This is a genomic window from Sphingomonas sp., assembly GCF_045810705.1.
In the GTDB taxonomy this organism is placed as follows: Bacteria; Pseudomonadota; Alphaproteobacteria; order Sphingomonadales; family Sphingomonadaceae; genus Sphingomicrobium.
Map to the genome: position 1 here is coordinate 456111 of NZ_JBJMVI010000019.1, position 10410 is coordinate 466520.

At 66.0% G+C, this 10410-nt stretch carries 9 protein-coding genes; 3 read left to right on the forward strand and 6 right to left on the reverse strand.

Annotated elements, in window-relative coordinates; all coding sequences use genetic code 11:
• Positions 1-23 precede the first annotated feature (23 nt).
• The 5 genes from carB to carA are packed head-to-tail and all read right to left on the reverse strand — an operon-like array spanning position 24 to position 5903.
• Positions 24-3410 carry a carbamoyl-phosphate synthase large subunit gene (gene carB / locus ACJ8FR_RS11830; RefSeq protein WP_407828817.1) on the reverse strand — a complete coding sequence of 1129 codons (3387 nt, stop codon included), beginning with the start codon at positions 3408-3410 and terminating at the stop codon, positions 24-26.
• On the reverse strand, positions 3411-3944 hold the full coding sequence (locus tag ACJ8FR_RS11835) for a DUF695 domain-containing protein (RefSeq protein ID WP_407828818.1): 534 nt from the start codon (positions 3942-3944) through the stop codon (positions 3411-3413).
• Entirely contained in the window at positions 3941-4231 is a 291-nt protein-coding gene (locus ACJ8FR_RS11840; RefSeq protein WP_407828819.1) for a hypothetical protein, read from the reverse strand. The genes ACJ8FR_RS11835 and ACJ8FR_RS11840 overlap by 4 nt, the downstream gene beginning before the upstream one ends.
• Entirely contained in the window at positions 4231-4737 is a 507-nt protein-coding gene (locus ACJ8FR_RS11845; protein ID WP_407828820.1) for a hypothetical protein, read from the reverse strand. The genes ACJ8FR_RS11840 and ACJ8FR_RS11845 overlap by 1 nt, the downstream gene beginning before the upstream one ends.
• Entirely contained in the window at positions 4734-5903 is a 1170-nt protein-coding gene (gene carA, locus ACJ8FR_RS11850; RefSeq protein ID WP_407828821.1) for a glutamine-hydrolyzing carbamoyl-phosphate synthase small subunit, read from the reverse strand. Before carA ends, ACJ8FR_RS11845 begins: the two co-directional genes overlap by 4 nt.
• A 142-nt stretch (positions 5904-6045) precedes the next feature.
• Between carA and ACJ8FR_RS11855 the strand changes: the two genes are divergently transcribed.
• The gene (locus tag ACJ8FR_RS11855) at positions 6046-6498 is read left to right on the forward strand and encodes a GatB/YqeY domain-containing protein (RefSeq protein ID WP_407828822.1); all 453 of its coding nucleotides are present in this window, start codon (positions 6046-6048) and stop codon (positions 6496-6498) included.
• 63 nt (positions 6499-6561) lie between these two features.
• Here ACJ8FR_RS11855 and ACJ8FR_RS11860 read toward each other — a convergent pair whose 3' ends face one another.
• On the reverse strand, positions 6562-6930 hold the full coding sequence (locus tag ACJ8FR_RS11860) for a hypothetical protein (RefSeq protein ID WP_407828823.1): 369 nt from the start codon (positions 6928-6930) through the stop codon (positions 6562-6564).
• A 227-nt stretch (positions 6931-7157) separates the two neighbouring features.
• Between ACJ8FR_RS11860 and dnaG the strand changes: the two genes are divergently transcribed.
• Positions 7158-8993 carry a DNA primase gene (dnaG, locus tag ACJ8FR_RS11865; protein ID WP_407828824.1) on the forward strand — a complete coding sequence of 612 codons (1836 nt, stop codon included), beginning with the start codon at positions 7158-7160 and terminating at the stop codon, positions 8991-8993.
• 13 nt (positions 8994-9006) lie between these two features.
• Positions 9007-10410: sigma-70 factor domain-containing protein (locus tag ACJ8FR_RS11870; protein WP_407828825.1), on the forward strand; the 1404-nt coding region annotated here is incomplete at its 3' end.

Consider the following 10410-nt stretch of genomic DNA (forward strand, 5'->3'; position numbering starts at 1 on the left):
CGAGGCAGATTGTATGTGGAAGCCTAGCCTTGGGAGGCCGAATAATAGGATTGGAGCGAGACGACTTCAAGCGCGCGGCCCCGGACCGCCTCGATCGACCGCGCCGCGGCCAGGCTGGCGGCGGCCGTTGTGAAGTACGGGACCTTCTTGTTGAGCGCGGTCGTGCGGATCGAATGGCTGTCCTTCAGCGACTGCCAACCCTCCGTCGTGTTGAAGACGAGGCCGACGTCGCCGTCGAGCAATCGGTCGACGATGTGCGGCCGCCCCTGCGCGACCTTGTTCACGGTCTCGACCGCAAGGCCGCGCAAGCGCAAATGTTCTGCGGTGCCTCCCGTCGCGATGATCGCGAAGCCGAGCTCGATCAATTTCTCGACTGCCGGCACGATATGGTCCTTGTCGCTGTCCTTGACCGACACGAACGCCGTCCCGCCCTGCGGCAATGCCATTCCCGCGCCGATCAGCGCTTTGGCGAAGGCGATGTCGAAATCATGCGCAATTCCCATGACTTCGCCGGTGCTCTTCATTTCCGGTCCCAAGACCGGATCGGTGCCCGGGAAGCGAGCGAACGGAAATACGGATTCCTTGACCGCGACATAGTCGAGGTCGCGTCCGACCTCGCCCAGCGCCGCCAGCGGCTCGCCGGCCATCACCCGCGCCGCGATCTTCGCGACCGGCCGGCCGATCGCCTTGGCGACGAACGGCACCGTCCGGCTGGCGCGCGGGTTGACCTCGATCAGATAGACTTCGGCGCCTGCCCCGGCCTCCGAGCCGGGGTCCTTGACCGCGAACTGGACGTTCATCAGCCCCTTGACCTTGAGCGCCAGCGCGAGCTCGCGCGTCTGCCGCTCGATCTCCGCGATCACGTCCGCCGGCAGGCTGTAAGGCGGGATCGAGCAGGCGCTGTCGCCCGAATGCACCCCTGCCTCCTCGATATGCTGGAGCACGCCGCATACCGCGACGTCGGTTCCGTCGCAGATCGCATCCACGTCGACCTCAATCGCGTCGCGCAGATAGCGGTCGATCAGCACCGGGCTCTTGCCCGATACTTCGACCGCGGTCGCGATATAATATTCGAGCTGCTGCGGCCCCTCCACGACCTCCATGCCGCGCCCGCCGAGCACATAGGACGGCCTGAGGAGCACCGGATAGCCGATCCGCTCGGCTACCCGCAGCGCCTCGTCGCGGCTGCGCGCGATGCCGTTCGCGGGTTGCTTGAGCCCCAGGCGCTGGACCAGCGCGGCAAACCGCTCGCGGTCCTCGGCAAGGTCGATGCTGTCGGGCGACGTGCCGAGGATCGGTACGCCCGCGGCCTGCAATTCCTCGGCGAGCTTCAAGGGCGTTTGCCCGCCGAGCTGGACGATCACGCCCAGCAGCTCGCCTTTCTCCTGCTCGCGCCGGACGATCTCGAGCACGTCCTCTGCGGTCAGCGGCTCGAAGTAGAGCCGGTCCGACGTGTCCGGGTCGGTCGACACGGTCTCGGGGTTGCAATTGACCATGATCACTTCGAACCCGGCGCCCTTCTGCTCGCCGCGGTCCCGGCCGAGCGCGAAGGCGGCATGGCAGCAGCAATAATCAAACTCGATCCCCTGCCCGATCCGGTTGGGCCCGCCGCCGAGGATCATCACCTTGCGCCGCTCGCTGACGTCCGCCTCGTCCTCCGGCCCGCCGAACAGGGGCGCCTCATAGGTGGAGTAGAGGTACGGCGTTGCCGCGTCGAACTCGGCGGCACAGCTGTCGATCCGCTTGAACACCGGGCGAACACCGAGCCTTTCGCGGTGCGACCGTACCTCGCCCTCGGTGATCCCGCCGGTCATCGCGCTCATCGCGCTGTGCACGATGCCGGAGCCGCCCGCCGCGACTGCTTCGCCCATCCCGCGTTCAACCCCTGCCGAGCGAAGCGCCAGCTGCGCCAGCCGAGCGTCGGAAAAGCCCATTGCCTTCAGCTGCCGCATGCCGCGCGCGTCGCTCGGAAGCCCGGTGATCCGGACCTCCTCCTCGGCCTCGACAATTTCCTGGAGGCGCTCAAGGAACCACGGGTCGAACCCGGCGATTTCATTGATCCGCGCGACCGTGAACCCCTGCCGCAGCGCTTCCGCGGCCACGAGCAGCCGGTCGGGCGTCGCCCGCGCCAGCGCGCTCTCGATCTCCGCCGGGTCGGCATCCTCGAACTGCCGGACGCGGTCGAGCCCGGTGAGGCCGGTCTCCAACCCGCGCAGCGCCTTCTGCAGGCTCTCGGCGAAGTTGCGGCCGATCGCCATCACCTCGCCCACCGACTTCATCGATGTCGACAGCAAGGCTTCCGCCCCTTTGAACTTCTCGAACGCGAAGCGCGGGATCTTCGTGACGACATAATCGATCGTCGGCTCGAAGCTCGCCGGCGTTGCGCCGCCGGTGATGTCGTTGGCGATCTCGTCGAGCGTGTAGCCGACCGCCAGCCGCGCCGCGACCTTGGCGATCGGGAAGCCGGTCGCCTTGGACGCCAGCGCCGACGAGCGCGACACGCGCGGGTTCATCTCGATCACCAGCATCCGCCCGGTCTTCGGATCGACTGCGAACTGGACGTTGGAACCGCCTGTTTCGACGCCGATTTCGCGCAGCACGGCAATGCTCGCCGAGCGCATGCGCTGATATTCCTTGTCGGTCAGCGTCAGCGCAGGCGCGACGGTGATGCTGTCGCCGGTGTGCACACCCATCGGGTCGATATTCTCGATCGAGCAAATGATGATGGCGTTGTCGGCGCGGTCGCGCACGACCTCCATTTCGAACTCTTTCCACCCGAGCACCGATTCCTCGATCAGCACTTCGCTGGTCGGGCTCGCTTCGAGCCCGCCGCGGACGATCGCCTCGAACTCGTCGCGGTTGTAGGCGATGCCCCCGCCGGTGCCGCCGAGCGTGAAGCTCGGGCGGATGATCGCCGGCAGCCCGACCGTGTCGAGCGCCTGCAAAGCCTCGTCGAGGCTGTGGGCGATCGCCGAGCGCGGGCTTTCGAGCCCGATCCGGTCCATCGCCTCGCGGAACTTCAAGCGGTCCTCGGCCATCTCGATCGCCTGCGCATTGGCGCCGATCAGCTCGATGCCGAGCCGGTCGAGCGTGCCGTCCTTGGCCAGCGCGAGCGCGGTGTTGAGCGCGGTCTGCCCGCCCATCGTCGGCAGCAGCGCGTCGGGCCTTTCCTTCTCGCAGATCTTGGCGACGATCTCGGGCGTGATGGGCTCGATATAGGTCGCGTCCGACAGGTCGGGGTCGGTCATGATCGTCGCCGGGTTCGAATTGACGACGATCACCCGATAACCCTCGGCTTTCAGTGCCTTGACCGCCTGGCTTCCCGAATAGTCGAACTCGGCCGCCTGGCCGATGACGATCGGCCCCGCGCCGATGATCAGGATCGAGGAGATGTCGGTGCGCTTAGACATCTATCGGCCGAACAGCTTTCCAAGGAGATTGCCCTTGCGGTCCACCGGCACGGCATGGACACGCCCGGCCTCCTTTGCCGCCTGGATCATCTCGTCCGACAGCGTCAGCATGTTGAGGAAGTCGGGTATGTCGCTGATCGGCGCGTACTGAACCTTGAACGTGTCGATGTCGGTATCGGCGGCCTTGATCGCGGCGCGGAGGTCATCGAGGTCGCGCGCGGCGAAGAACAGGTCGCGGTTGCCCTCGCCCGTCACCGCGGCGACGAGATAGACCTCGGCATTCGCCTCCTTGAGCTTGGCGATTAGCCGGTCCTCATAATCCTCGATGTCCGAGCTCGACCTGGGCATGCCGCTGTCCGCGACCTGGTCCTCGCGGAGCACACAGCGCACGCGCATCATCTGGTTTTGGGTCGCAAAAGCCTGCACCTCCGGGTTCCGCGTGCGCGATCGGAACAACAGCCCCCTCCCGGACGCCGCCGTCTTCGAGAAGATGTTCCAGTGGCCATCATCGCCGCCGCTGATCGAGAGCGTCATGTCTTGGGCTCCTCCGGGAAGTTGATGTTGACGAACACCGCCTTCAGCCCGTTGCGGCGGGCCCAGCGCGCGACGCAGATGCGCTGGCTTGGCGAGGGATCGCTGCGCATGGTGAGCAGCAGGCGCTTCTCGCTCTCGTCCTGGATCAGTTCGCCGAGTGCCAGCCCGCAGCCGAGCGCGACATCATTGAGCTGCGCCTCGTCATGCATCCGCGCCGGTGTCGCGCAGGCGGAGAGGGCGAGAGCAGCAATGCCAATGCTGATCAAAGCGAAGATGCGCGGGGTCATCAGGTCGCCGGACGCTTCACAACATTCGGCAATGAAGCACGCTTCAGCTTCTTGGTTGCGCAGCTAACCGCTTGTGGCGGCTCGGCGGTATCGAAAGAGACCTTAAGCTCCCCCATCGGCGTTATGAAAAACGGGTCGTGGATCAGACCGCAACCGGTTGCGATCGCATCGAGCGCACTACGTTCACCCCGAAACGGCAGCCGCTCGTCGTAGGCGATAATGTCGAGAAACAGCCCAGACCGCATGGCACCGAACATGAATTCTCGAGCCTGCGGCGCCGTCCGATCCGGATATGCCCAGTAGCGATAGAGGCCTTCAGCGTCGTCCTTCGTCAGGAGTCGTCCGCCGTCCCAGTGAGACGCGATATCAGTCTGAAAGCGGGTCAATTGATCCACTGTCCCGCGGACGATGTAAATCGTGTCGTCATGTCGTTGTCGCTGGAGCGTCGATGTGGGTTCCCCCGACAAAAGAAGCAGCGCTGAAGCGATCGCCAAAATGTGGCTCATCGCATCGCTCCCACGAACTTTTCGAACAGATAGAAGCTGTCCTGCGGTCCCGGGCTCGCCTCGGGGTGGTATTGCACGCTGAACGCCGGGCGGTCGGTCAGCTCGATCCCGCAATTGCTTCCGTCGAACAGCGACACGTGCGTTTCGCGCACATGGTCGGGCATGCCCTCGCGCTCGACCGCGAAGCCGTGGTTCATGCTGGTGATCTCGACGCGGCCGTCGGCGAGGCGCTTGACCGGGTGGTTGGCGCCGCGGTGGCCCTGGAACATCTTCGACGTCTTGCCGCCGACCGCCAGCGCCAGCATCTGGTGTCCGAGACAGATGCCGAACAAAGGCTTCTTCGTCTCCAACATCGCCTGGATCACCGGCACCGCATATCCGCCGGTCGCCGCCGGATCGCCCGGCCCGTTCGACAGGAAGAATCCGTCGGGCTCGTGCGCCATGATCTCGTCGAAGCTTGCCTGCGCCGGCACCACCGTCACCCGCGCCCCGGCCTCGACCAGCAGGCGGAAAATGTTGCGCTTGTTGCCGTAATCGACCGCGACGACGTGCGGGCGGCCTTCATCCTCCGGCCCGAGCTCATATCCCTGTCCCCACGCCCATTTGCCCCCCGTCCAGTGCTCGACCTGCAACCGGCTGACCTCCTTCGCGAGGTCCATGCCTTCCAGCCCCGGCCATTCCGCCGCCATGCGCTGCAGCTTGTCGAGGTCGAACTGGCCATCGGCGCGGTGCGCGACGGCAATGTTCGGCGGCCCCTCGTTGCGCACGAGCCTAGTCAGAGCGCGCGTGTCGACCCCGGCGATCCCGATCCGCCCCCATTTGCGCATCCACTCGGCAAAGCCCTGGTTGGCGCGGTAATTCGACGGCTCGGTCACGACCTCCCGGACCAGGCAGCCGAGCGCATGCGCCTCGCCCGCCTCGACGTCCTCGTCGTTGGCCCCGACATTGCCGATGTGCGGGAAGGTGAAGGCGATCACCTGCTTCGCGTAGGACGGGTCGGTCATCACCTCCTGGTAGCCGGTCATCGCGGTGTTGAAGCACAGCTCGCCGACCGCTTCGCCTTCGGCCCCGAAGCCCTGCCCCCAGACGACACGTCCGTCGGCGAACACCACGACTCCCGTCGCGCCCTCGGATTGAGGTGCGCGCAGAGGTCGTGCGTCGGCCATGGGCGGATAAGCCTTCCGTCGGGGGTCAAACCAGCGATGTCGCTAAGGCATTTCCGCTATGCGCTTTGCGGCCCCCGGTCAACGGCTGGTCAGGCCTGAAATCGGCGGCTAGGTCTGGCGGTTTCCGACACGAGACGAAACGATGATCCGCGACGATATCAAGGCTGCCACCATCACCGCGATGAAGAATGGCGACAAGGACGCCGTCGGTACGCTGCGGATGGCGCAGGCGGCGATCAAGAACCGCGACATCGAGCTGCGGACCGGCGGAGCGCCCGCGAGCGACGACCAGCTGGTCACCGAAGTCCTGCAGAAAATGGTCAAGCAGCGGCGCGAATCCGCCGACATCTATCGCAAGAACGGCCGCGACGACCGCGCCTTGGTGGAAGAGGCGGAGATCGCGGTCATCGAGCGCTTCCTTCCGCGGCAGCTGAGCGACGCGGAGGCTGAGGCGCAGATCCGCGCGATCGTCGCCGAGACCGGCGCCTCGTCGATGAAGGACATGGGCCGGGTGATGGCGCTGGTGAAGGAGCGGCTCGGCGGGTCGATCGAGCCTGCCCGGGCGTCAACGCTGGTGAAGGCCGCCCTTAGCTAAAAGACGCACGAAAAAGGCCCCGCCGCAGGGTGCGGCAGGGCCTGAATTCGATCGAATCTTCGTCTATCTTGCTGCGGCTGCCGGGGTGGCGGCCGCGCCCATCATGCCCGTCACGCCATCCATGGTCATGTGATAAAGCCGGATGGCAATGGTGGTCGCGAGAGCGCCGGCGATGGCCAGCTGAAGGTTACCGCACACCGCGGCAAGCTGTGCGCCGATCGTCGGGATGGTGGCCAGCGCCGCGCCGATGATCGGCAAGGCGATCAACGTTACGGTCGACAGGACCACCCGATCCTGGGCCATCGCGAGACCGGCGATCAGGCCGAGCACGACAAGCACCAACGGCACATTCATCATGTTAAGGGCCACAAACCCGGCGACGATGGCGAGTACGATGGCGATAGCGCGGGCAAGCCCGCCAATTTTCATCAACATATCAAAACCCTCCCTGGTGATTCCGCTTAGCGATCTTTCGCCGCCGTTTCGGAACAAGGGGGAGATTAACCCTAAAGCGCATCATTCCGTGCATGAAATGAATCGTGCGAAATCAAGGCCGTAGGGGCATTTGTCAAATATTCACGCGCGCCGTTTCCCTCGCCAGCTGTGGATAAGTCGTTTGCGATGCTTGCGGGCGACTCAGTCGCGGCTAGGGTCAATTCGTGACCCTCTCACCGCAATGGTTGGACGAGCTGCGCGCGCGCACGACGCTGTCGGCCGTGATCATGCCGTCGGTGAAGCTAATCCGCGCCGGCCGCGAGTGGAAGGCCTGCTGCCCGTTCCACAACGAGAAGACCCCGAGCTTCACGGTCAATGACGACAAGGGCTTCTACCATTGCTTCGGCTGCGGCGCCCACGGCGACGCGATCCGCTTCCTGACCGACCAGCGCGGCCTGCCCTTCATGGATGCGGTCAAGGAGCTTGCCGGCAAGGCCGGGATGGACGTCCCCGCCCCCGACCCGAAAGCGAAGGAACAGGCCGAGCGCACCGCGACGCTCACCGACGTCATGTCGGAGGTCGCTAACTGGTACACGGATCAGCTCAACGGGCTCGGCGGCGCCGACGCGCGCGACTATCTCAAGCGGCGCGGAATCGACGCTGAAACGGCGCAGCGCTTCGGCCTCGGCCTCGCCCCCGACAACCGCACGTCGCTCAAGCGCGCGCTCGGCAAGCTCGGCGAGGACAAGCTGATCGAAACCGGCATGCTGATCCAGCCGGAAGAAGGCGAGAAGGAGAGCTACGACCGGTTTCGCGGGCGGCTGATGATCCCGATCCGCGACCCCCGCGGCCGGGTGATCGGCTTCGGCGGGCGCATTCTCGGCGAAGGCGAGCCCAAATATTTGAACTCGCCGCAGACCGTGCTCTTCGACAAGGGCCGGACGCTCTACAACCTCGACCGCGCCGCACCCGCGAGCCGCACCGCCAGGCGCCTGATCGTGGTCGAAGGTTATATGGACGTGATCGCGCTCGACCGCGCCGGAATCGCCGAGGTGGTCGCGCCCAACGGCACGGCGCTCACCGAAGGCCAGCTCGAGCGGCTGTGGCGCCTCGACCCCTCGCCGATCCTGTGCTTCGACGGCGACGCGGCCGGGCGGAAAGCCGCGATCCGTGCCGCAACGCGGGCACTGCCCCTGCTCCGCCCCGACCGGACGCTGCGCTTCGTCGAGCTGCCCGCCGGCCAGGACCCCGACGACGTCGTGCGCTCCGGCGGAAAGGAGGCGTTCGAAGCGCTGCTCGCCAGCCCCGAGCCGCTCGACGTCCGACTGTGGCGCCACGAGCTCGAGCTGGAGCCGCTGTCGACGCCCGAGGCGTGGGCCGGCCTCAAGGAACGGCTGATCGTTCATGCTCATGCGATCGGCCACGCCGATCTCGCGCGGATGTACCGCGAGGACTGGCTCAACCGCTTCTACGCCCAGCGCCGCCCTGAGGGCACGCCACGGGCCTTCGTTCCGCAGCGCCGGGGCAGCTTCAAGAACGGCCGTTTCGTGCCGCCGGCGCAGCCGGTCGGCTCCAACGCCCGGGCCATCGCCTCGACCGGGATCGACGCTCCGACCGCTCGCGCTCTGATCCTCGGTTTCGCTTATTATCCCGAGGAGTTGCCCGCCCATTGCGAGCAGCTCGCGGCGCTCCCGATCCCCGACAAATCGACCGCGCGGATGCGCGACGAGCTGGTCAACGCCGCCTTCTCCGGCGCCGCGCTTGATCGGGAGGGCATTGCCACCATATTAGCGCCCGACGGAGCAACGGGCCGAAACGTCCCGCGCGCCATGGGTTTTTCCTTCACCCGCCGCGACAGCGACCCGGACCGCGCCCGAAGCGATCTGGCCGCGGCGGTCGAGATCATCGCCGCGGCGGAGGAAGTGGAAAAGGCCCTGGCGCATGCAACGGAACGGCTGAAGCGGGATTTGACCGACGAAGCCCTGGAAGAGCAGCAGCGCTTGATCGGGGCGCAGCAGACATTGAGAGACAGGCTGGCGCAGCTTGCCGGCACAGACTAAGCGGCGGATTAACATGGCGAAAAACGATACCCAGGACGTCGAGACGGTCGAGGACGGCGATGCGCCGCTGATCGATCTCAACGATGCGTCGATCAAGAAGATGATGCAGCGCGCCCAGAAGCGCGGCATCATCACCATCGACGAAATCAACGCGGCCATCCCCGCCGACCAGAACGAGCTCATCGAAGACCTCATGTCCCAGCTCTCCGAGCGCGGGGTGAATGTGGTCGAGCGGGATGATGATGCCGACGACGACGACGACAAAGAGCGCGAGGCCGAGCCCGAGCCCACGCCCGAGGACGAGGTCGACCCGCTCGACGACGGCGGCCCGAGGCCCGCGGCGGCGACCAAGAAGGAACCGACCGACCGCACCGACGACCCCGTGCGCATGTATTTGCGCGAGATGGGCGCGGTCGAGCTCCTCTCCCGCGAGGGCGAGATCGCGATCGCCAAGCGCATCGAGGCCGGCCGCGACATCATGATCTGGGGCCTGTGCGAAAGCCCGATCACCTTCAACGCGATCATCGGCTGGTCCAACGCCTTGAACGAGGGGCGCATGCAGCTGCGCGAGATCCTCGACCTCGAGGCGATGCTGTCCAAGGGCCCGACGGCCGAGCAGATCGCGGCCACCGAGGAAGGCGGCGAAGGCGGCGGCGAAGGCGAGATCAGCGAGAAGGTCGCCGGCCCGACGATCAAGGAAGAGGAAGAGGTCGCCGACCAGCCCGAAGAGGGCGCCAACGAAGACGACGAGGACATGGTCGAGCGCCGCACCGCGCCCCGCGCCGAGGAGGAGGAAGAGGAGGACAATACCCTCAGCCTCGCGCAGATGGAGGAGACACTCAAGCCGCAGGCGCTCGAGAGGTTCGCCGAGATCACCGCGATCTTCAAGAAGTTCAGCAAGGTCCAGGCGCACCGCATGGAAGCGGTCCAGGGCGGCCAGGATTTCCCCGCGAACGAAGAGAAGAAATACCAGAGGCTGCGCGAGCAGCTCACCGCCGAGGTCGAAAGCGTCCAGTTCCACGGCAGCAAGATCGAGGCGCTGGTCGACGCGCTCTACACCTACAACCGCCGGTTGACCGCCTTGGGCGGGCAGATGCTGCGCCTCGCCGAGCGCCACAAGGTGCCGCGCCGGGCGTTCCTCGAAAGCTACATGGGCCACGAGCTCGACGAGGCGTGGCTCGGAAGCATCGCCGCAATCGACAAGAAATGGGCCGCCTTCGCCATCGCCGAGCGCGACACGGTCGAGCGCATCCGCACCGAGATTTCCGACATCGCCCAGGCGACCGGCACCTCGCTCGGTGAGTTCCGGCGGATCGTCAACATGGTCCAGAAGGGCGAGCGCGAGGCGCGCATCGCCAAGAAGGAAATGGTCGAGGCCAACCTCCGCCTCGTCATCTCGATCGCCAAGAAATACACC